Origin of the sequence: Allosalinactinospora lopnorensis (assembly GCF_000981225.1) — a bacterium.
Classification (GTDB): domain Bacteria; phylum Actinomycetota; class Actinomycetes; order Streptosporangiales; family Streptosporangiaceae; genus Allosalinactinospora; species Allosalinactinospora lopnorensis.
In genome coordinates, this window is record NZ_LAJC01000002.1 from 117,341 (window position 1) to 138,187 (window position 20,847).

Genomic DNA, 20,847 nt, shown 5'->3' on the forward strand with positions numbered 1-20,847 from the left:
ACGTGGGCCGGGGGTTGCGGCGGAGGGCGGGGAGTCTGGGTAGTCTACGAACCAGTCCAGTACTGGACGGACCGGGGAATTCAGTCCAGCACTGGATGGACCGGTCAACGGTCCGGTTCTTTGCGCGTCGGCTGCCGTACCACGCACCAGGTACGTGCGGAGGAGCGCGAAGAGCCGGGGTGCCATGACCGGGCGGGGGGTTGGACCCGGGAAAGGCTCGAACATCCAGTAGACAACGGTCTCCGCGCTCGCCGCCGACGGGACGGATCCGGTCCGAAGGGTGCTTCGAGCCTTTTTCCGTGTCCCCCCTTCCTCGTTCCCTCCCCGACCGGGACTGGTTTCGCTCAACCCGGCGCCCACGCCGTAGCCTCTAAGGTGCCATCGCCCCCGTGCAGGGGGGCGGCTCCGGGCCCGGGCCGTTCGGCGGTCGTGCGGCCCCTCAGGTGGAAAGCGAGCCACGCGTGGTTGCTGAAGACACCCGACAGGAGACGGCCGAGGCCGACGCGGCGCCGGGCGGGGACTCCCCCCTGGCTTCCTCGCCACGGTGGGGCCGTTTCGATCTCTTTTGGCGTGTGCTCGCAGCGGCGGCCTCCGGTTTGGCCCAGCTGTTCGCCCTGCCCCCGTACGGCCTGTGGTGGCTGGCGCCGTTGAGCGCGGCGCTGCTCGCCTTCGCGGTGCTCGGAACCCGGCTGCGGCGAGCCGCCTGGCTGGGGGCCGTCAGCGGCGCTGCTCTGATGGTCCCGCTGGTGAAGTGGCAGGAGGTCTTCGGCGCCGACGTCTGGCTGCTGATCGCCGCGGCCGAGACCGTGTACTACATCCCCATGGCCGCCGGGCTCGCCTGCGTGCTGCGCATACCCGGCTGGCCGGTGTGGACGGCCGCTCTGTGGGTGCTGCAGGAAGCGGTGCGCGCCCGCTTCCCGTTCGACGGTTTCCCGTGGGGGAAGCTGGCGTTCAGCCAGCCCGGCGGGCCCCTTGCCGGTTACGCCTCCCTGGGCTCCTCCGCCCTGGTCACGTTCATGGTGGCGCTGACCGGGGCGCTTCTGCTGTGGGCGGTGCTGCGGGTGGCGGGCGCGGCGCGTCCGGCCAGGCCCGCCCTCCGCACGGCGGAGGCGCCTCGCGCCGGAGGGGGTCTCCGCACCGGGGTGCTTCCCGGAACGGCCGCGCTGGCCGGGGCCGCGGCGATCCTCGCCGCAGGGGCCGCCGTTCCGGAGGTCGGAGCGCCCGCGCGGGACCGTGCGGTCAACGTGGCGCTGGTGCAGGGCAACGTTCCCCGCGTGGGGGAGATGGACATCCTGGGCGAGCGTATGCAGGTGCTGCAGAACCACGTGGACGGCGTGCACCGCCTCGCCGACCGGGTGCGCGCAGGGGAGGTCGAGCAGCCCGACCTGGTGGTCCTGCCGGAGAACTCCAGCGACATCGACGCCTATACGGACCAGGAGGCCGCCGCGATGATCGGCGCCGCGGCCCGGGACATCGACGCCCCCCTGCTCTTCGGTATCACCCGGTTCCACGAGGACGGCCTCACCAGGGAGGCCCGCAGCGTCGTGTGGGATCCGCAGGACGGTCCGGGCGAGTACTACACCAAGCGCTTCCTGGTCCCCTTCGGCGAGTACATCCCCTACCGCGATTTCTTCACGGGATTCGTGTCCCGCCTGGAACAGGTCTCCACCGACTCCGTGCCCGGAACCGAGCCGGGGGACGTGACACTGGGCGGCACCACCCTGGCCACCGCCATCTGCTTCGACGTCGCCTTCGACCGTCCGGTGCGCGAGGCCGTGGCAGCGGGAGGCGAGATCATCGCGGTTCCCACCAACAACGCCAACTACAACTTCACCGGACAGACCGACCAGCAGCTGGCGATCACCCGGCTGCGCGCCGTCGAGCACGGGCGTCCCGCCGTGGTCGCCGCCACCAGCGGGGTCAGCGCGGTCGTGGGTGCCGACGGCGGCCTGTCGTACCGCTCCGCGGAGGCCGAGCCCGCCGAACACGTCGCCGAGGTGCCCGCGATGGCCGGACAGACCATCGCCACCCGGATCGGCGCGCTGCCCGAAGCCGCCCTGTGCGCCATCGCCGCGGGGGCGGTCATCGCCGGGGTCGCCCTCGCACGCCGCGTGCGGAGCCGGGAGCGCGCGGCGGAGCGCCGCTGAGGGGCGGGCGGTGAGCGCGAAGGACGGCTCCGCGGGTGTCCGCGCTTCGGTGGGAACGAAAGCGGCACTCGGTGCGTTTCCCCTGAGGGACGCGAGATGTCTTCGAGGATGGTGCCCATGCCGCTGTTGATCGTGCTAGCGCTGATGGCGCTGCCTTTCCTGGAGATCTGGCTGATCATCCTGGCGGGCCAGCAGATCGGTGTCGCCTGGACCATCGCCGCATTGTTCCTGCTGAGCGCCTCCGGTCTCCTGGTGTTGCGTGGCGCCGGGACCAAGGCGTTCCGCGAGGCCGACGAGACGATGCGCACCGGTGTCCCTCCGCAGGGAAGCCTGCTCGACACTCTCATGACCCTGGTCGGCGGCATCCTGCTGCTCACACCGGGCTTCATCACCGGCGCGGTCGGCGCCGTGCTCGCGCTCCCGTTCACCCGCCCTGCACTGAAGTGGGCGTTCATCGGCTGGGCCGAGCGGCGGATCCAGAAGATGGGCGCCACCGTCCACGGGTCCGACGGGCCGGTCGTCACCCTGGGGGGCCAGAACACCTCCTGGCGGGAGCGAGGCGGGAGCGCGCCCGGCGGCGGCAGGGTCGTTCCGGGCCACATCGTCGAGGACGACGAGACCGGCGACGCCAAGGGCTGACCGCGGTGTCGGCCTCCGCAGCACCGACCCTGCGGCGACCAGTACGCATCCGCTTCCGGGCCGGGGGACAATCGAAGGCGTGACCAACGAACACCCGTGGAACTACCTCATGGACATGGACGGGGTCCTCGTGCGCGAGGAGCACCTCGTCCCTGGCGCCGACAGCCTGATCGCGGAGCTGCGCGAGAAGGGCACTCCCTTCATGGTGTTGACCAACAACTCCATTTACACCCCTCGCGACCTGCGGGCACGCCTCCTCCGTATCGGTTTGGACATCCCCGAGGGCTCCATCTGGACCTCCGCGCTGGCGACCGCCCAGTTCCTGGAGACGCAGCGCCCCGGAGGATCGGCGTTCGTGGTGGGGGAGTCGGGCCTGACGACCGCTTTGCACAACATCGGCTACGTGCTGACCGAGAGCGACCCCGACTACGTGGTTCTGGGGGAGACCCGCACCTACAGCTTCGAGGCGATCACCCGGGCTATCCGGCTGGTCGAAGGGGGCGCGCGGTTCATCGCCACCAACCCCGACGAGAAAGGGCCGAGCCGGGAGGGGTCGCTGCCCGCCACCGGCGCGGTGGCGGCGCTGATCGAGAAGGCCACCGGGCGCGCTCCCTACTATGTCGGCAAACCCAACCCGTTGATGATGCGCTCGGCGCTGCGCAGGCTCGGTGCGCATTCCGAGAACACGCTGATGATCGGCGACCGCATGGACACCGATGTCTGCTCCGGTCTGGAGGCGGGGCTGCAGACGATCCTCGTGCTGTCCGGGATCTCCAAAAGCGAGACCGCCGACCTGTTCCCTTACCGACCGACGAAGGTGATCGGGTCGGTCGCCGACCTCGTCGGCAACACCGAGGATCCGTTCGACACGAAAAAGGACGACAGTACGGCCACAGCCTGACCCGGCGGTCCGACACGGGGGCGGAACGCGTGAGTGGGGGGAGGCGGCCCTAGGGCCGCCTCCCCCCACTCACGCGGGTCAGGCGCTCTGACGCTGCTGCGCCAGCTCCTGTATGTGCTCCTGCTCTTCCTTACGGCGCGCCCGGAGCAGCTCCAGCCGTTCGGCCAGGACCTCCTCCAGGTCCTCCATGCTCCGACGCTCCAGCAGCATGTCCCAGTGTGTCCGCGCGGGTTTCGCCTTCTTCTCCTGCTGCTCCTCGCCGTCGACCATGAGGCGTTGTCGCCGCAGAAGCGGCACTCCCAGCGGGTCGGGATCTCTGCCTCGGTCGCGAAGGTGACAGAGAAGCGATGACCCCCGGGGCAGTCGTAGGTGACCTCTTGGCGCGGGGCCAGGTCGGTGTTGCGGTCGTTCTCGTAGCTGGTTGCCCCGAGCCGTGTTCCGCGAAGTGCTCGCTCGGCCATCGTGTACGTGCCTCCAGGCGCTCTTGCGGTCTCGTGGGTGTAACGCGTCGTTCCGTGTCAGGATTCCCCGGACATCGGCCGTCCAACCGTGCGGCGACGTCCGGTCGCCGTTCCCGACTGCGCTACGGCAGGGTTCACCGTACATTTCCGCATCGCGTCCGCTGCCTCGCGGGGGAGACTCGCCCCGGTGCGGCGGTTTTTGGGGAATCCTTTGCCGGAACGGGACGGCCACGGTGAGTTACCCGTATCACGGTTCTTTCACCGATGACTCACGGCGGAAACATTGCAGGCCTATCTTCAGGGCCCCGACCGCCTGCGAGGAGTCCACGATGAGCCATGCTTCCCGCTATGCCGGCGTCGCGGATCGGCGCGCCGCCGGCCAGTGCCCGATGAGTGCCGAGGCAGTCCCGCTGTATACCGAGGCGACGACCGATGACCGCGGCGCGGTATGGGAGAGGCTGCGCGCGAGATACGGGCCGGTCGCCCCTGTCGAGGTCGCTCCCGGAACCGTCGGCTGGCTGCTGCTGGGATACCACGAGAACCTGGAGGCGCTGCGGGACCAGAACCGCTTCTTCGCCGAGCCGGGGTTGTGGGACGGCCCGCCGCGCGCACGGGCGCTCGCCGGCGGCGGCGACGAGCACCGGCGACTGCGAGCCCCCATTGTGGACGCGCTGGCCCGGCTGACGCCGGCGCGGATCACCGCCGAGGTCGAGAGCGTGGCGGGGGCGCTCCTCGACGGTATCGCGACCGCGGGCCGGGCCGACCTGATCGGCCAGTATGCCGAGCCGCTGTCCGCCCTCCTGCTCAACCGGCTGCTGGGGCTCCCGGACGACTACGGGCGGCTGCTCGCCGATCTGACCACGGCGGTGTGGAGCGGCGAACACGCCCGCGCCGAGCCGGCGGCGCGGGGGGTTCACGACTACTTCACCGGTACTGTCGCCCGCAAGCGGGAGCATCCGGGCGAGGACCTGGCCACCTGGCTGCTGCGGCACCCGGCGGCACTGAGCGACCAGGAGGCCGCGCAGGAGCTGATGTCGCTGTGGACGGCCGGGCACGAACCCACGACGCACCTCATCGGCAACGCCCTGGCCCGGCTGCTCGGCGACCCCGAGATCGCGATGACCTACGGTAGTGCCACGCTGCCCGCCGACGACTTCCTCGACTACGTTATGTGGGTCGATCCGCCGCTGAAGATGCTCGCCGGCCGCTTCAGCGCCCACGACATGCGAATCGGTGGCGCCGAGATCAAGAAGGGCGAGGCGATGCTCGTCGGGTTCGCCCCGGCGCACGCCGATCCGGCCGTGACCGGTTCCGGCGATGCGCGCTCCTTCGCCGGGAACCGCGCGCACCTTATGTGGGGAGCCGGGGCGCACGCCTGCCCCGCGCAGGGACTGGCACGCGAGATCGCCCGGATCGCCCTCGATACCGTGGTCGCCCGGTTGCGCGGGGCGACTCTGGCCACCGTGCCGGACAACCTGCGGTGGCGCGATTCGCTTTCGGTGCGCGGGCTGGTGGAGCTGCCGGTCGTCTTCGCCGCGGCGAGGCCGGCCCCTGATGACACCGCAGCCGCGGAGGAGAAACCGGTCCGCGGGATCGGCCGCCGGATACGCAAGACCGCGCGCCCCCGGCGGCAGGGCGCCCGCTATCAGGCGCCCTCGGCTCCGGCGGAGGAGGACTCCCCTGTTCGGAAGGAGGCACCCGCAGCCGGAGTGCGGCCGGTTCCGGCGCGGCCGCGCCGGCAGTCCCCCTCAGGTGCCCGCTACCAGGCGCCCGGTTCCGCGGCCGCCGAGGAACCCCGGCCGGACGCACTGGAACGGCTCCTCGGCGCGTGGCGGGCAGAACCGGCGCCGTGATCAGGCGCGGGGTTCCAGGACGACCACCGGGATGGGGCGGTCGGTCTTCGCCTGGTAACTGTCGTAGTCCGGCCAGACTTCGGCCATGTACGGCCATAGCCGCGCCTTTTCCTCAGCGCTGGCGTCCCGAGCGCGCGCGGGTACCCGGTCGGCCTTGACCTGGAGTTCGACCTCGGAGCCCGCGCTCAGGTTCTTGTACCAGGACGGATGGTCCTCGGCGCCGCCGTTGGAGGCGACCACGACATAGTCGTCGCCGTCGCGCCGGTAGATGAGCGGTGTGCTCCGCTGCAGCCCCGAGCGCCGGCCGGTCGTGGTGAGAATGAGGACGGTGGTCCCCTGCCAATCGTGCCCCACCTCCCCGTTGGTCTCCATGTAGCGCTTCACGTGTTCATGACCGAACAGCATGCTGCTCCTCCACTCGGTTCGCGCGGCCGTGCTCGTTGGTCACCCTCCGGATACCCGCTACGGGAGAGGGAGCACCGGAGCCGCGGGCACAACCGCTTACGTGCAGGGCGTCGGATGCGGACACCGTGACCGGAACCGGCCACCCCGTCCTCGGGGAGCGGGTACGCGACGGCGCGCCCACGGCTGAGGGGTTATGGAACTCCGGATTTCCGCTTAATGTTCGGCGGGCATGCATTGCCGGAATCCACCGTTCGCACAGGAGGTTCAAGGGTGATCCCCGGTCCGTGTCTCCCGACGTCGTGGCGCGCCGCTACCGTGGCGCTGCCACTGGTGCTCGTGTCCGCTCTGATCCTAACCGCGGCCCCCGCAGGCGCCGAACAGCGCGCCGCCGACGAGGGCGATGACATAGCCGACCGCCTCGAAGAGGTACCCGGACTCACGGTCGTGGCGGAACAGGACACCGAACCCGGTTTCCGGCACTTCGTTCTCGAGTACGAGCAGCCCGCCGACCACGACGATCCCGACAAGGGGACCTTCAACCAGCGCATGACCCTGCTGCACCGCGGGCTGGACCGCCCCACCGTGCTGCACACCAGCGGCTACCACGTGTACACCGACCCCTTCCGCGCCGAGCCCACGCGCCTCGTCGACGGCAACCAGCTCTCCACCGAGCAGCGGTTCTTCGAGCCCTCGAAGCCGGACTCCGCGGACTACGCCGACCTGGACATCCGCCAGGCCGCCGCGGACCACCACCGCATCCTCCGGGCCCTCGACGGCATCTACGAGCGTGAATGGATCTCCACCGGCGCGTCCAAGGGCGGTATGACGTCGGTTTACCACAGGCGCTTCTATCCCGACGACCTCGACGGCACCGTCGCCTACGTCGCGCCGAACGATGTGGACAACGACGAAGACAGCGCCTACCTGGAGTTCTTCGACGGGGTGGGTACCGACCCCCAGTGCCAGCAGGACCTGGCCGCCCTGCAGCGGGAAGCCCTGGAGCGCCGCGGGGAACTCGTCGAGCACTACGAGAAGCTCGCCGCGGAGGAGGGGTGGACCTTCGGCCGGAGCCTCGGGAGCGCCGACGCCGCCTTCGAAGTGACGGTGTTGGACACCCCATGGGCGTTCTGGCAGTACCAGACGGAGGAACGCTGCGGCGAGATCCCCGGCGACGACGCCTCCGCCGACGAGATCGCGGCGTTCCTGGACGACGTCTACGGCTTCGACTTCAGCACCGACCAGGGCGTCGAGCCCTACATTCCGTACTACTACCAGGCCGCCACGCAGCTGGGCTCCCCGAGCGTACCCACTGACCACATCGACGACCTGCTGGAATACCCGGGGCTGTTCGACGCGGCCAGTTACCTGCCCGATGACATCGCGCTGCCCGACTTCGACGCGGACGCCATGCCCGACATCGACCGGTGGGTGCGCACCCGGGGCGAGCAGTTGCTGTTCGTCGACGGGGAGTTCGACCCATGGGGCGCCGAGCCGTTCCATGTCCGGGAGGGGAAGCGCGACACCATGCGGTTCGTCGCTCCCGAGGCCAACCACGGCGCCAGCATCGGGCAGCTGACGCCGGAGGAGGGAGCCGCCGCCACCGCAGCGGTGCGCCGCTGGGCCGGCGTGGACGACGAGGTCCTGGTCCGGTCGTTCGAACGCGTCCCGGCGCTCGACGACGCCGGCGAGGAGGAACGCGAGCGCCGTACCCCGTAGCGGCGCCCGGGCGGCCGCGGAGCGGGGCCCGCCCCGCGGCCGCCCCGCCTCAGATCCGCGAGGGAAGGTCGTTGCCCGCCCCGCGGATACCGCGGCGCAGGTCGGTCCGCCACAGCAGGATCCCGCCGAGGATGAAGAACACGATCAGCGAGAAGATGGCGATCCGGTACTCCCCGGTCAGGTTGACCGCGATGGTCACGGCCAGCGACCCCAGGAAAGTCGAGCCGCGGTCGCTGATCTGGTAGATCCCGAAGTACTCCGCCTCCCGACCGCGCGGGATCAGCTGGGAGAACATCGACCGCGCCAGCGCCTGGGTGCCGCCCAGCACGATGCCGATTCCGACCCCCAGAGCCATGAACAGCAGCGGGGCCCCGGCCGGCAGCAGGTATCCCAGTGTCACCAGGACGCACCACACCACCAGGGAGCCCAGCACGGCGTTCTTGGCGCCGATGCGCCGGGCGATCCGCCCGACGAGGAGCGCACCGCCGAACGCCACGAACTGGATCATCAGGATGGTGCCCATCAGGACGTCCTGGTCGAGGGCCAGATCCTGACTGGCGTAGGGCGCCGCATAGCGGACCGCGGCCTGGATTCCGTCGTTGAAGAAGATGAAGGCCAGCAGGAACAGGATGGTGTTCGGGTTCTTGCGCATGTCGCCCAGGGTGCGTCCGAACTGCCGGACCGACATCGCGACACCGGGCCGGCGTGATCGCGCCGCGAGCTCGCCGAACCGGTTGCGCAGCGGCTTGAGCGCCAGGATCGTGAACCCGATCCACCAGATACCCACCGAGGCGAACGCGATCCGCACCGCCTCTCCCTCGGTGACACCGAGCCTCTCGTGCGACAGCACCAGCGCCAGGTGGGCCGTGAGGAGCAGCGCGCCGCCCAGGTAGCCGATCGCCCAGCCCGTGGTGGAGACCCGGTCGCGTTCGTCGGGTGCCGTGATCTCGGGCAGGAAGGCGTTGTAGATCACGAGGGAGGCGCCGTAGGCGACGTTGGCGAACAGGAACAGCCCGGACGCCGCGAGGTAGCTGTCCCCGGTGAGGAACAGCCCGGTCGTGGCGACGGCCCCGAGTGTGGCCAGGGAGAACAGCCAGCTCTTCTTGTGCTTGGAGTGGTCGGCCATCGAGCCGATCAGCGGCAGCAGCAGGATCTGCAGCAGGATCGCGGCGGTGGTGGTCGCGGGGTAGAGCGCGTTGGCGTGCAGCTGCAGGCCCAGGGGGTACACGTAGTAGGCGCCGCCCGTGCAGGCCGCCGTGTCGGGGGCGCCGGCCTCGGCGCAGGCCAGTCCGCTCAGGTAGGGGCCGATCAGAACGGTCACCACCGAGGTGATGAACACCTGGTTGGCCCAGTCGTAGAGGTACCAGCCGCGTTGTTCCCGCCTTCGCTGCCGGGGGTCGGCGGAGGGAGCGTTACCCGCGACGGGGTCCGTGGGGACAGAACTCATGCGCAGACACCCGTCCTAGTCGTCGATGTGCTGGGAATCCTGCCAACTGCCCCGCTCTATCAGCAGCCGGCGCAGCGCGGTGGTGTTGTCGGTGACGATGCCGTCGGCGCCCGCGTCGAGCAACCGCTCCATCACCCGCGGATCGTTGATGGTCCAGACGTGCACCGGCATTCCGAACCGGTGCGCCGTGGCGAGGAGATCCCGACTGAGCACCGGGAAACCGTGCATCTGCAATGGGATCTGGACGCAGCTCACCCCGCTGCGGATCAGCCATCTCAGCATCGGAGTGAACGAGGCGAACCTCAGCCGGGTCACATCCACCGGTCCGCATGAGCTCGCGACGGGACGGTCGAACGCCTTGCGGGCGAGGTCCAGCCGGCGCTGGTCGAACGAGCCGACGCAGACCCGGCTCCACGCGCCGGTGCGCCGCAGCACCCGGACGAGCGGCCCGATGGCGTTGTCGGCCTTGATGTCGATGTTGAACCGGGCTTGGGGCCACGACCCGAGCAGATCCTCAAGAAGGGGGACCGGCTCGTTCCCGCCGACCCGCGCCTTGGCCACCTCCGCGTAGGGGAGCTCCGCGATCCTGCCGCGGCGGTCTGTGGTGCGGTCCAGTGTGTCGTCGTGGAAGGCCAGCAGCACACCGTCGCCGGTGGCGTGCGTGTCGGTCTCCAGGTAGCGGTACCCCAGGCTGATCGCGTGCTCGAAGGCGAGCGCGGTGTTCTCCAGCTCGGCGCGGACCCGCCCCGAGCCGTCGATCAGCCATCCGCCCCGGTGCGCCAGTCCGATCGGCGCGGGGGAGTCGAGAAACCCGCCAGTCACCAGTGGCGCGGCGTGGCGACCTCCGCTTGCAGGGCGGAGGGGAACGCCGCTCCCTCCTCTCGTATCGCTTGGTTCCTTACCCTCCGGAGCGAGCCGACTCGGATCCCCGGCGTGCGGGCACCGCGGCGCGGACCGCCCACCAGCCGCGGACGGGGTGGTGGAATCCCCGGCCTCAGCCGTAGGCTGATCTCAAGTGAGCAGTATGCCGATGAACCGCAGGGCGGTGCACATTGGGGTGTCCGGATCGGGGGGGCGCCGCGGGAACCCGAACAAAAACCTGGTATTCCAGGTGGCAATAAGGCGTCCGTCGCGACTCTGTAATCGGTGACGGGCCCGCACGGCCCGTCGACCGATCCCCCGGTTGGAAGGGACGCCCAATGGCCTGTGACCTCCGCCAGTCACCCCGACCTCTCCCGGCCCGCCGCCACGCCGCGGCCTGCCCGGCCCGGCCCCGAACTCCCCGGACCGCCCGCGAACTGTGCCGATTCACCCAGCTCATTGCCGAGGTCCTGGCCGGGCAGCGCAATCCCGCACAGATGCGCTCCCTGCTCTCGCGCGGGGCCTACGTCCTGCTGCTGCGCCGCAGCGGAATCTACGTTTGCGCTCGCAGTCCCCGCGTGCGGGCGACGTACCTGCACAGTGAGGGGCCGGAGGCGACCGAGGTGAACGCGGTCGTCGACTGCGGGAACCGGTACCGCGCGCTCGCCCTCAGGGTGGCCTTCGCCCAGCACACGTGGTTGTGCACGCATCTTGAGACCGACGTCGGACGGGGGTGAGCACCGAGCCGGGCGGGGGCCGTCCGCGGCCCTCCGCCGGCCCCTCCGGCCCGGTGGGGCCCTGGCGGGCGCGGGGCGGCGAGGCTCACGGCCGCATCGTGCGCCTCCACTCCTTGTTCCGCAGCAGGCGCAGGCCGTTCAGCGCGACCAGGACGGTCGACCCCTCGTGCCCGGCCACGCCGAGAGGCAACGGCAGAATCCAGAAGATATCCCAGGTCACCAGGGTGGCGATTATGGTTCCCGCGATGATGAGATTGGCGATCACCAGCCGGCGGGCCCGCCTGGCCAGGGCGATGACGGCGGGGACGGCGTCGAGCTCGTCGCGGACCACCACGGCGTCGGCCGTCTCCAGGGTGATGCCGGACCCCACACCGCCCATCGCGATGCCGGTGTGCGCCGTGGCCATCGCGGGGGCGTCGTTGATTCCGTCGCCGACGAGCGCCACCCGCCGTCCGCCGTCCTGCAGCTCCCGGATAGCGGCGGCCTTGTCCTCCGGCAGCAGTCCGGCACGCACCTCGCCGATCCCGGTGTCGGCGGCGACGCGCTGCGCGGCCTGCGGCTGGTCACCGGTGAGCAGCAGCGGCGCCCCTGATGTGAGCTCGGCGCAGCGGCGTACCGCGTCGCCTGCGTTGAGGCGGAGCGTGTCCTTCACGTCCAGGACCGCGACGGGAACGCCGTCGTCGAGTACGGCAACGGCGGTGCGCCCTTGGGCGTGTAGGTCCTCGATGACCCTCCGCGCCTGCGGGAGCGCAGCCGGCGCGGCGCCGCTCCCGGCGCCCTCGGGCAGGAGCCGTTCGAGTTCGCCCACGTGGACGCGGCGCCCCTCGACCGTGGCGGCCACCCCGCGTCCGGGCATCGCCACGAATCCCGAAACCGACACGGCGGCCGCCGTCAGGTCGTGGCCGGCCTCGCGGGCGGCGACCACGACGGCGGCACCCACGGGATGCTCGCTGCCCAGCTCGGCGGCCGCGGCGAGCCGCAGCACCTCCTGTTCGGTCAGATCCGCCCCTATCAGCGGGTGGATCCGCGCGAGCGTGGGCCGCCCCTCGGTGAGGGTGCCGGTCTTGTCCAGCGCGACAACAGAGGTGTCGGCGAGGCGCTCGAGGACCACCGCGCTCTTCACCAGCACGCCGTGGCGGCCGGCGTTGGAGATCGCGGCCAGCATCGGGGGCATGGTCGCCAGTACCACCGCGCACGGCGAGGCGACGATCATGAAGGTCATGGCGCGCAGCAGCGCGGACTCGAAGTCGGCGCCGAACAGCAGGGGGACGGTGAACATGGCGATCGTCGCGATCACCACGCCGACGGAGTAGTGCTGCTCGAACCGCTCGATGAACAGCTGCGTCCCGGCCTTCGTGGCCGAGGCGCGGCGCACCATCTCGGCGATGCGGGCCACCGCGGACTCGTGGGCCGGGCGCTGGACGCGCAGCCGCAGCGTCCCCGACCCGTTCACCGTTCCGGCGAACACCTCGTCACCGGGGTGCTTGGCGGCGGGAAGCGGCTCGCCGGTGATGGTGGCCTGGTCGACCTCGCTCTCACCGGCGACGACGACCGCGTCGGCGGAGATCCGGTCGCCCGGCCGGACCAGGATCCGGTCCCCGACGGCCAGGTCCGCGGCGTCGACGGTCTCCTCGGAGCCGTCGGCGGCGATCCGGCCCCCGCGCTCCGGGGCGAGGTCGAGCAGGCCGTGCACGGAGTCCTGGGTGCGCTGTGTGGCGAACGCCTCCAGCGCTCCGGAGGTCGCGAAGATGACGATGAGGAGGGAACCGTCGAAGATCTGGCCGATGGCCGCGGCCCCGATGGCGGCGACGACCATGAGCAGGTCCACGTCCAGTGCGCGCTCGCGCAGTGCGCGCAGCCCGGACAGCGCGGGCTCCCAGCCGCCGCACGCGTAGCAGGCAGATAAAGCGTCCAGTACAGCCACGCGGGGGCGCCGGCGAGTTGGGCTGCGCCGCCGATGGCGAACAGCGCGAGCGCCGCTGCTGCCCAGCGTGCCTCGGAGAGAGCGAACAAGGGCGTGCGGTGGCGGGGAGTCGCGGTGTGCGGGCCGTCCGCTGCGGACCGGCCGACCGCAGGGGAGAGGACGGAAGACATGGGTGGGCTCCAGCCAGAGGTGTCCGTTGAAACGATCCGAGGAACATGCTCTCATATGAAGATATCTTCATGTATCCATTCTGGCGTTCCAGGGCGCCCGACCGCCCAGTAGCATGGACGTATGGGGCACCAGGCGTCGGATACGAGTGTGGATTCGGGCGCGCATGCTCCGACGGCCGCTCCCGCGCGGCTCGACGCCGCCGGTGCCGCCAAGGTCGCCGAGACGCTGCAGGCGCTCGCGGCGCCCAGCCGGCTGCTGATCCTCACGGCGCTGCGGACGGGGCCGCAGACTGTCGGTGAGATCGTCGAAACAGCGGGGCTCTCGCAGTCGGCGGTCTCACACCAGTTGCGCCTGCTGCGCAACCTGGGGCTGGTAACCGCCACCCGCGAGGGACGCAGCATCCGCTACGCCCTCTATGACCACCACGTGGCGCAGTTGCTGGACCAGGCCGTCCACCACATCGACCACCTGCGCATGGGACTGTCCGACACCTGAGCGCGGAGCCCGCGCCGTGGAGACGGGCGTGGCCGCGGCGCCGCCCGCTAGCCGAGTCCGCTGATCGCGTCGATCGAGGTCTGCAGGTCCTCCCGGAGGTCGTCGGACAATGGCGCGGAGGCGGTCTCCTCGGAGACCGCCTGCTGGCCCTCCGCGCTGACGACGTAGTCCAGGAACGCCTTCACGCGCTCGGCCTCGTCGGCGTCGGCGTATTCCAGGCACACGATCTGGTAGCTGATCAGGATGATCGGGTAGGTGCCGGCCTCGGTGGTCCCGTAGTCGAGGTCGAGCGCGTGGTCGTGCTCGCTGCTGTCCTCGACCTTCTCGGAAGCGGACAGAGCGGTCGCGGCCGCCTCCGAGGTCATCTCGACGAACTCCTCGCCCACGCCGACCCGGGCCGCGGACATCCCGTGGACGTGGGAGGCCTCGACGTAACCGATCGTGCCCTCGCCGCCCTGGACGGCCTCGGTCACCCCGCTGTTGCCTTGGGCGGCCTCCACCGGGGGCGTGGGCCACTGGCCGCCGGCCTCGTGCGGCCAGGCGTCCCCGGCGGCCTCCTCCAGGTAGGCGGTGAAGTTCTCGGTCGTTCCGGACTCGTCCGAACGCGTGACCGGAGTGATCCTCCGGTCCGGGAGGTCGGCGTCGGGGTTGGTCTCGGCGATGGCGGGGTCGTCCCAGCGCGTGATCTCTCCATTGAAGATCCGGGCGATGGTCTCGGGAGTCAGGTCCAGCGAGTCGACGCCCTCCAGGTTGAACACGACGCCGATCGGCACCACGTAGGCCGGCAGGTTGATCGCGCTGGAGCCGCCGCAGCGCGCCGCGGCCTCCTCGTGCTCCTTCTGGTCCAGTGGGGTGTCGGAACCGGCGAAGGTGACCGCTCTGTCGATGAACTGGCTGCGGCCGCCGCCCGAGCCGATCGCGTCGTAGAAGACGACACCGTCCTCGCAGGCGGTCTGGTACCCCGCGATCCAGGTCTGCATCGCGTTCTCCTGGGCACTGGACCCGGACCCGGAGACGCTGCCGTCCATGCACTCCAGGTCCTCGGGAACCGCGATGGGGTCGGTGCCGCGTACGGCGTCGTCGCTGCCGCACCCTGCTGTCAGTGTCACCGCGCCGGCGAGTGCGGCGGCGAACAGCCACGGTACCTGGACGGGAACACGGCGCTTTCCAACCCCCTCCAGAGCGCCCCCTCACAGGGCCCACATCGATCGAACCGGCGGCGCCTTGGTGACCATCGGGTGACCGGAGACCACCGGAAAACTTAACAACAAGTGGCACGCTATGCCCAATGGGGCGGCTGTGGGAACCGCTCACCAGACCGTTCCAGGTCAGACGTGCGGTCGGCGCGCCTCCTCGATGCGGTGCAGCACCGCGCGCAGCGCGAGTTCGTATCCGACGACACCGCAGCCGGCGATGTAGCCCTGGACCACGGGAGCCGTCACCGAGGTGTGCCGGAACGGCTCGCGGGCGTAGACGTTGGAGATGTGCACCTCGACGCAGGGAGTGTCCACCGCGTCTATCGCGTCGCGCAGCGCGATGCTGTAGTGCGCGAAGGCTCCGGGGTTCAGCACGATGCCGTCGAGGTCGCGGGCCGCGTGCACGTGCTCGACCAGGACCCCCTCGTGGTTGCTCTGCGCGCACTCAACAGCGGCCCCCAGCTCCTCGCCAAGGGCGCGTACCCGCTGTTCGACCCCGGCGAGGGTGGTCGAACCGTACTGCGCCGGGTCGCGCTCCCCCAGCAGGTTCAGGTTCGGGCCGTTCAGCAGCAGCACAGTGGGGCGGGGGGCGGGGTCCGGCAACGGACGCTCCCTTCCGAGGTCCTCATCGACGCAGACAACAGGGGAATCCTAATGCGGCACCGGGAACATCCAGGGCATCCGGGCCGGCGGTGCATGATCCGGTCTCCGGCCGGGCACACGAGCAACAGATGAGCACGCTCGCGCCCACATCGACGTACCGGTTGCAGCTGCGGCCGGGGTTCACGCTTGCCGACGCCGAAAGCGTCGCGGGCTACCTTGACCGGCTCGGCGTCGGCGCCCTCTACCTGTCGCCGATCCTCACTGCGGCTCCCGGATCGCAGCACGGCTACGACACGGTCGATCCGTCCGCTGTCTCATCCGAGCTGGGTGGAGACCCGGCACGGGCCGCGCTTACCGACCGGCTGCGCGAGCTGGGCATGGGGGTCGTCGTCGACATCGTGCCCAACCACATGTCGGTGGCCGAGCCCGCCGCCAACCCCTGGTGGTGGGGCGTGCTGCGGCACGGCCGCGACTCGCACTACGCCCGGTGCTTCGACATCGACTGGGAGCAGGGGCCGATCCTGATCCCCGTCCTGGCCGACGAGGGCGATGACGGCGCGGCCGCGCTTCGGCAGCTCACCATCGCCGACGGCTGTCTGACCTACCACGAGCACCGGTTCCCGCTCGCCCCGGGCAGCCACCGGCCCGGGGACGACCCCGGCGAGGTGCACCGCCGGCAGCACTACCGACTGGTCTCATGGCGACGCGGCGCCGCCGAGCTGAACTACCGCCGTTTCTTCGACATCAGCGGGCTGGCCGCGGTCCGTGTGGAGGACCCGGACGTCTTCCTGTCGTCGCACGCGGAGATTCTGCGTTGGGCCGAGCGAGGCGAGCTGGACGGCCTGCGCATCGACCACGTCGACGGCTTGAGCGATCCGGGCGGGTACCTGCGCCGGCTGCGCGAGACGTTCGGTGGCTGGATCGTCGTGGAGAAGATCCTCGCACCGGGCGATACTCCGCCCGCCTCGTGGCCGGTGGCCGGCACCACCGGCTACGACGCGCTGCTCGACGTGTGCGGGGTGTTCGTCGACCCGGCGGCGGAGGAGCCGTTCACCGAACTGGCCAAGTCTCTCGGCGTTCCGGTCGACACCGGGCTCGCCGAGGAGCGGAGCAGGCGCGAGGTCGCCGAGAGTCTGTTCACCGCCGAAGCGCGTCGGATCGCCGCGCTCCTGGGGGCAGGGGAGCCGGACACGGACACCGCGAGGGCGGAACGCGGGCGCGCCGAGCAGGCGGTGACCGAACTGCTGTCCGCCTTCCCCGCCTACCGCAGCTACCTTCCCGAGGGGGAGGACACCTGGAACGAAGCGGTGCGCCGGGCCGAGCAGAGCCGGCCCGACCTCGCGGACCTGCTGTCCGAGATCGACACCCGGGCGCGCGCCGACCCGAGGGGCGAACTCGCCCGCCGCATCCAGCAGACCAGCGGCATGGTGATCGCGAAGGGCACCGAGGACACCACTCTCTACCGCTGCACCCGCTTCATCGCGTTGAACGAGGTCGGGGGCGACCCGGGCGGTTTCGGTGTCGACGTGGCCACCTTCCACACCCGTGCGGCCGGGCGCGCGGCCTCCTGGCCGGCCACGATGACCACGCTGTCCACGCACGACACCAAGCGCTCCGAGGACGTCCGCGCCCGCCTCGCGGTGCTTGCCGAGATCCCCGATGAGTTCGCCGCGGCCGTACGCGACTGGACCGCGAGGGCCGGGGTGAGCGAGCCTTCGCTGAACCTGCTGGCCTGGCAGACCCTGGTCGGTGCGTGGCCCATCAGCGCCCGGCGGCTGGCCGATTACCTGCTCAAGGCGGCGCGGGAGAGCAAGCTGCGCACCACCTGGCTGCTGCACGACCATCAGTTCGAAGAGGAGGTGCTGGCCTGGCCGGAACGGGTGCTTTCCGACAGCGAGCTCTCCGACGAGGTGGCCGCGTTCGTCGGGCGGATCCGGCAGGCCGGCTGGAGCAACGCGCTCGGCCAGAAGCTGGTGCAGCTCACCGCACCGGGAGTGCCCGACGTCTACCAGGGCACCGAGCTCTGGGACTTTTCCCTGGTCGACCCGGACAACCGGCGGCCCGTGAACTTCACCACCAGGCAGGCCCTCCTGGAGCGGCTGGAGCGCGGACGGCTGCCCGAGGTGGACGCCACGGGAGAGGCCAAGCTGCATCTCGTCCGCCGGGCCCTGCACCTGCGTCGCGACCGCGAGCTGACCGGCTACCGACCCCTGGTCGCGGCGGGCCCCGCGGCCGGGCACGCCTTGGCCTTCGCGCGCGGCCCGGAACTCGGCGTCGTCGCGGTCGCCACCCGGCTACCGCTGGGACTGGCCCGCGCCGACGGCTGGCGGGACACCGTGCTGCCCCTTCCGTCCGGCCCCGGAAACTGGGCCGACCTGCTCACCGGCCGCACGATCGCCCCCGACCGGACCGACGGCTTCACTCTTGCCCCGCTGCGGGAGGTCCTGGACCGCTACCCGGTGGCGCTGCTGGCACGGGGTTGACGAGCGGGGCCCCTCCCGGCCCCGGGGTGAAAAGGCGAGCGGTGCTGTACGGGATTCCGCCGTGCGGAGCGGCCGTATAGAGTGAATCAGAGTATGACCAGCACCGATGACCAGCCTCCGGCGGTGCGCTCCCGGCTGCGGATGCCCGCTCGCGCCCTGGCGGCGCTGGCATGCCCGCACTGCGGGCAGGGCCTGGCCCCGGTCGGCGACGCGCTCGCCTGTCCCGCGGGGCACTCTTTCGATGTCGCCAGGCAGGGCTATGTCAGCCTGCTCTCCGGGCGGCGCACGGGGCCCGGCGACAGCAGGGACATGGTCCGTGCGCGCCAGGAGTTCCAGGAAGCGGGGCACTACGCGCCGCTCGCCCGGCGGCTGGCCGCGACCGTCGCGGACCTGGCCCCCGAGCCGGAGCTGGTCGCCGACGTGGGGGCCGGGACCGGCTACTACCTGCGCCACGTGCTCGACGCGCTGCCCGGTTCCCACGGCCTCGCCCTCGACGTCTCCGGGTACGCACTGCGTCGTGCCGCGAAGGCGCACCCGCGCGCCGGCGCCCTCGCCTGCGACGTGTGGGGCGGGCTGCCGCTGCGCCGCGGCGCAGCCGCGGTACTGCTGAACGTCTTCGCCCCGCGCAACGGGGCGGAGTTCCGCCGGGTGCTGAGCGACGACGGCGCGCTCCTCGTGGTCACCCCGACAGCGCGGCACCTTGCGGAACTCCGCGGGCCGCTGGGCCTGATCGACGTAGATCCGCGCAAGGACGAACGGGTGCCGGAGGGCCTCGCGCCGCACCTCCTCCCCGAACGGCACGAGGAGACCAGCGCCGAGCTGCGGCTCGGCCGTACCGAAGTCGGCGCGCTCGTCGAGATGGGCCCGAGCGCCCGGCACATCGACCCGGCCGAGCTGCGCCGCCGTGTGGCCGCCTTGCCCGGGGCCACCGATGTGACGGCATCCTGGACCATATCGGTGTACCGACCCGCCTGAGGTGGTCCGTCACCGGATCCGCTCCCGCGTGGCGCCGTCATCGGCCGGGTAGATCGGCGGCGTGAGCCACGACGATCCGACCCGGTTCTCGGTGTGGGCGCCCGGACACGACCGCGTCCGCCTCCGGATCCACGGGCAGGACCACACCATGGCCCCGGCCGGCGGCGGGTGGTGGTATCGCGAGGTGTCCGGGGCGCCGCACGGCACCGACTACGCCTTCCTGCTCGGCGACGACCCCACTCCGCTGCCCGACCCCCGCTCCCGGTGGCAGCCGCACGGTGTGCACGGGCCGTCCCGGCGCTACGACCACGGCGCCTTCGGCTGGACCGATTCCGGGTGGACCGGGCGCGCGCTCCCGGGCTCCGTTCTCTACGAGCTGCACATCGGCACGTTCACTCCGGAGGGGACGTTCGACGCCGCCATCGGCCGCCTCGACCATCTCGCGGATCTCGGCGCGGACCTGGTCGAGGTGATGCCCGTCAACGCGTTCGACGGCACGCACGGGTGGGGCTACGACGGCGTGCTGTGGGGTGCCGTGCACGAACCCTACGGCGGGCCCGAGGGCTTCAAGCGCTTCGTGGACGCCTGCCACGCACGCGGGCTGGGCGTGCTGCTCGACGTGGTCTACAACCACCTGGGCCCCTCGGGCGCCTACCTGCCCAGGTTCGGCCCCTATTTCAGCGGGGGGAACGCCTGGGGGCCGTCGCTCAACCTGGACGGTCCCGGGTCCGACGAGGTGCGCGGCTACGTCATCGACAACGCCGTCGGCTGGTTGCGCGACTACCACCTCGACGGGCTGCGGCTGGACGCCGTGCACGCGCTGCGCGACTCCCGCGCCGTCCACCTGCTCACCGAACTGTCCGCGGAGGTCGACGCGCTCGCGGCCGGGCTGCGCCGCCCGCTCGCCCTGATCGCCGAAACGGACCGGAACGACCCGCTGACCGTCACCGCCCGCGAGGCCGGGGGGCAGGGGATGACGGCGCAGTGGTCCGACGACCTGCACCACGCTCTGCACGCGGCCCTCACCGGGGAGAGCCAGGGCTACTACGCCGACTTCGCCGGCTCCGACGCGCTGCCCCGCACGCTGCGCCAGGTGTTCCTGCACGACGGCGGCCACTCCTCGTTCCGCGGCCGCGCGCACGGGGCTCCGGTGGAGCGCCGCCGCATCTCCGGCAGCCGCTTCCTGGGCTACCTGCAGAACCACGACCAGGTCGGCAACCGCGTATGGGGCGACCGGCTGTCGGCGACCGTAACGCCGGATGCGCAGGTCTGCGGCGCGGCCCTGATCCTGTGCTCTCCGTACACCCCGATGCTGTTCATGGGAGAGGAGTGGGCGGCGTCGACCCCCTGGCCCTTCTTCGCATCATTCTGCGACCCCGCCCTGGCCGAGGGGGTGCGCCAGGGGAGGCGCCGCGAGTTCGCCGCGCACGGCTGGGGCGAGGAGGCGGCCCCCGACCCCGTGGACCCGGCGACCCGCGACGGTTCGGTGTTGCTGTGGGCGGAGCGGGAGCGCTCACCGCACCGCGAGACCCTGGATCTGTACAGAGCGCTCATCCACCTGCGCCGGAGCCGCCCCGAACTGGCCGACCCCCGACTGGACCGCTTCCCGGTGGAGGCCGCGGACGACGGCCGGGTACTGGTTCTGCACCGCGGCGTGCTGCGCGTGGTCTGCAACCTGCGACCGGACCCGGCAACGGCGGTCCTCGACCGCCGAGCCGACACCGTGCTCCTGGCGTCCAAGGGGGCCACAGTGGACGGCGCCGTTGTGGATCTCTCCGCGGAGTCCTTCGCGGTCGTGCACACCGCCTGAGCGGCGGCCCCCTACCAGGAGCT

16 protein-coding genes and 1 pseudogene are annotated in these 20,847 nt (G+C 71.3%); 10 read left to right on the forward strand and 7 right to left on the reverse strand.

Annotated elements, in window-relative coordinates:
• Window positions 1-461: 461 nt before the first annotated feature.
• The 3 genes from lnt (at window position 462) to VS93_RS01540 (ending at window position 3,687) form a co-directional block, all read left to right on the forward strand.
• Entirely contained in the window at window positions 462-2,147 is a 1,686-nt protein-coding gene (lnt, locus tag VS93_RS01530; protein WP_046468214.1) for an apolipoprotein N-acyltransferase, read from the forward strand.
• A gap of 117 nt (window positions 2,148-2,264) precedes the next feature.
• Window positions 2,265-2,786: an FxsA family protein gene (locus VS93_RS01535; protein WP_046468215.1), complete on the forward strand. Its 522-nt coding sequence runs from the start codon at window positions 2,265-2,267 to the stop codon at window positions 2,784-2,786.
• A 109-nt stretch (window positions 2,787-2,895) separates the two neighbouring features.
• A complete protein-coding gene (locus tag VS93_RS01540) occupies window positions 2,896-3,687 on the forward strand; it encodes an HAD-IIA family hydrolase (RefSeq protein ID WP_046468269.1) in 792 nt (263 codons plus the stop codon).
• Window positions 3,688-3,765: 78 nt separating this feature from the next.
• On the opposite strand, the pseudogene VS93_RS01545 reads toward VS93_RS01540, so the two are convergent.
• Window positions 3,766-4,148: pseudogene (locus VS93_RS01545) on the reverse strand (RNA polymerase-binding protein RbpA).
• Window positions 4,149-4,477: 329 nt separating this feature from the next.
• Here VS93_RS01545 and VS93_RS01550 point away from each other — a divergent pair.
• Window positions 4,478-6,001, forward strand: a complete 1,524-nt coding sequence (locus tag VS93_RS01550) for a cytochrome P450 (RefSeq protein ID WP_052745445.1) — start codon at window positions 4,478-4,480, stop codon at window positions 5,999-6,001.
• Here VS93_RS01550 and VS93_RS01555 read toward each other — a convergent pair whose 3' ends face one another.
• The gene (locus VS93_RS01555) at window positions 6,002-6,406 is read right to left on the reverse strand and encodes a nitroreductase family deazaflavin-dependent oxidoreductase (RefSeq protein WP_046468216.1); all 405 of its coding nucleotides are present in this window, start codon (window positions 6,404-6,406) and stop codon (window positions 6,002-6,004) included.
• Between the two features lie 315 nt (window positions 6,407-6,721).
• On the opposite strand from VS93_RS01555, the gene VS93_RS01560 reads away from it, so the two are divergent.
• The gene (locus VS93_RS01560) at window positions 6,722-8,122 is read left to right on the forward strand and encodes an alpha/beta hydrolase family protein (protein WP_046468271.1); all 1,401 of its coding nucleotides are present in this window, start codon (window positions 6,722-6,724) and stop codon (window positions 8,120-8,122) included.
• 49 nt (window positions 8,123-8,171) lie between these two features.
• On the opposite strand, the gene VS93_RS01565 is transcribed toward VS93_RS01560, so the two are convergent.
• Together VS93_RS01565 and VS93_RS01570 are read right to left on the reverse strand one after the other, a co-directional pair.
• A complete protein-coding gene (locus VS93_RS01565; RefSeq protein ID WP_046468217.1) occupies window positions 8,172-9,569 on the reverse strand; it encodes an MFS transporter in 1,398 nt (465 codons plus the stop codon).
• 15 nt (window positions 9,570-9,584) lie between these two features.
• On the reverse strand, window positions 9,585-10,391 hold the full coding sequence (locus tag VS93_RS01570; RefSeq protein WP_046468218.1) for a glycerophosphodiester phosphodiesterase: 807 nt from the start codon (window positions 10,389-10,391) through the stop codon (window positions 9,585-9,587).
• Between the two features lie 377 nt (window positions 10,392-10,768).
• On the opposite strand from VS93_RS01570, the gene VS93_RS01575 reads away from it, so the two are divergent.
• The gene (locus VS93_RS01575) at window positions 10,769-11,167 is read left to right on the forward strand and encodes an Rv3235 family protein (RefSeq protein WP_052745446.1); all 399 of its coding nucleotides are present in this window, start codon (window positions 10,769-10,771) and stop codon (window positions 11,165-11,167) included.
• Window positions 11,168-11,252: 85 nt separating this feature from the next.
• On the opposite strand, the gene VS93_RS01580 is transcribed toward VS93_RS01575, so the two are convergent.
• Window positions 11,253-13,091 carry a heavy metal translocating P-type ATPase gene (locus tag VS93_RS01580; RefSeq protein ID WP_338022660.1) on the reverse strand — a complete coding sequence of 613 codons (1,839 nt, stop codon included), beginning with the start codon at window positions 13,089-13,091 and terminating at the stop codon, window positions 11,253-11,255.
• Window positions 13,092-13,382: 291 nt separating this feature from the next.
• Here VS93_RS01580 and VS93_RS01585 point away from each other — a divergent pair, with 291 nt between their 5' ends.
• Window positions 13,383-13,757: an ArsR/SmtB family transcription factor gene (locus tag VS93_RS01585; protein WP_046468219.1), complete on the forward strand. Its 375-nt coding sequence runs from the start codon at window positions 13,383-13,385 to the stop codon at window positions 13,755-13,757.
• A gap of 47 nt (window positions 13,758-13,804) precedes the next feature.
• On the opposite strand, the gene pstS is transcribed toward VS93_RS01585, so the two are convergent.
• Both pstS and aroQ read right to left on the reverse strand, forming a co-directional pair.
• Window positions 13,805-14,938 (reverse strand): phosphate ABC transporter substrate-binding protein PstS, encoded by a 1,134-nt coding sequence (gene pstS, locus VS93_RS01590; protein ID WP_046468220.1) that lies wholly within the window; start codon window positions 14,936-14,938, stop codon window positions 13,805-13,807.
• 147 nt (window positions 14,939-15,085) lie between these two features.
• Window positions 15,086-15,556 carry a type II 3-dehydroquinate dehydratase gene (aroQ, locus tag VS93_RS01595; protein ID WP_046468221.1) on the reverse strand — a complete coding sequence of 157 codons (471 nt, stop codon included), beginning with the start codon at window positions 15,554-15,556 and terminating at the stop codon, window positions 15,086-15,088.
• Window positions 15,557-15,684: 128 nt separating this feature from the next.
• Here aroQ and treY point away from each other — a divergent pair, with 128 nt between their 5' ends.
• The 3 genes from treY (at window position 15,685) to treZ (ending at window position 20,824) form a co-directional block, all read left to right on the forward strand.
• Entirely contained in the window at window positions 15,685-18,039 is a 2,355-nt protein-coding gene (gene treY, locus VS93_RS01600; RefSeq protein WP_046468222.1) for a malto-oligosyltrehalose synthase, read from the forward strand.
• 141 nt (window positions 18,040-18,180) lie between these two features.
• The gene (locus tag VS93_RS01605) at window positions 18,181-19,014 is read left to right on the forward strand and encodes a putative RNA methyltransferase (RefSeq protein ID WP_173434234.1); all 834 of its coding nucleotides are present in this window, start codon (window positions 18,181-18,183) and stop codon (window positions 19,012-19,014) included.
• A 61-nt stretch (window positions 19,015-19,075) separates the two neighbouring features.
• A complete protein-coding gene (gene treZ, locus VS93_RS01610; RefSeq protein ID WP_046468224.1) occupies window positions 19,076-20,824 on the forward strand; it encodes a malto-oligosyltrehalose trehalohydrolase in 1,749 nt (582 codons plus the stop codon).
• Window positions 20,825-20,847: the final 23 nt, after the last annotated feature.

Coding starts and splice junctions, on each gene's coding strand:
- VS93_RS01535 (WP_046468215.1), top strand. CDS start 2,265: ATGCCGCTGTTGATCGTGCTAGCGCTGATGGCGCTGCCTTTCCTGGAG.
- VS93_RS01565 (WP_046468217.1), bottom strand. CDS start 9,569: ATGAGTTCTGTCCCCACGGACCCCGTCGCGGGTAACGCTCCCTCCGCC.
- VS93_RS01585 (WP_046468219.1), top strand. CDS start 13,383: ATGGGGCACCAGGCGTCGGATACGAGTGTGGATTCGGGCGCGCATGCT.
- VS93_RS01550 (WP_052745445.1), top strand. CDS start 4,478: ATGAGCCATGCTTCCCGCTATGCCGGCGTCGCGGATCGGCGCGCCGCC.
- VS93_RS01575 (WP_052745446.1), top strand. CDS start 10,769: ATGGCCTGTGACCTCCGCCAGTCACCCCGACCTCTCCCGGCCCGCCGC.
- VS93_RS01605 (WP_173434234.1), top strand. CDS start 18,181: ATGCCCGCTCGCGCCCTGGCGGCGCTGGCATGCCCGCACTGCGGGCAG.
- VS93_RS01540 (WP_046468269.1), top strand. CDS start 2,896: ATGGACATGGACGGGGTCCTCGTGCGCGAGGAGCACCTCGTCCCTGGC.
- treY (WP_046468222.1), top strand. CDS start 15,685: ATGAGCACGCTCGCGCCCACATCGACGTACCGGTTGCAGCTGCGGCCG.
- VS93_RS01555 (WP_046468216.1), bottom strand. CDS start 6,406: ATGCTGTTCGGTCATGAACACGTGAAGCGCTACATGGAGACCAACGGG.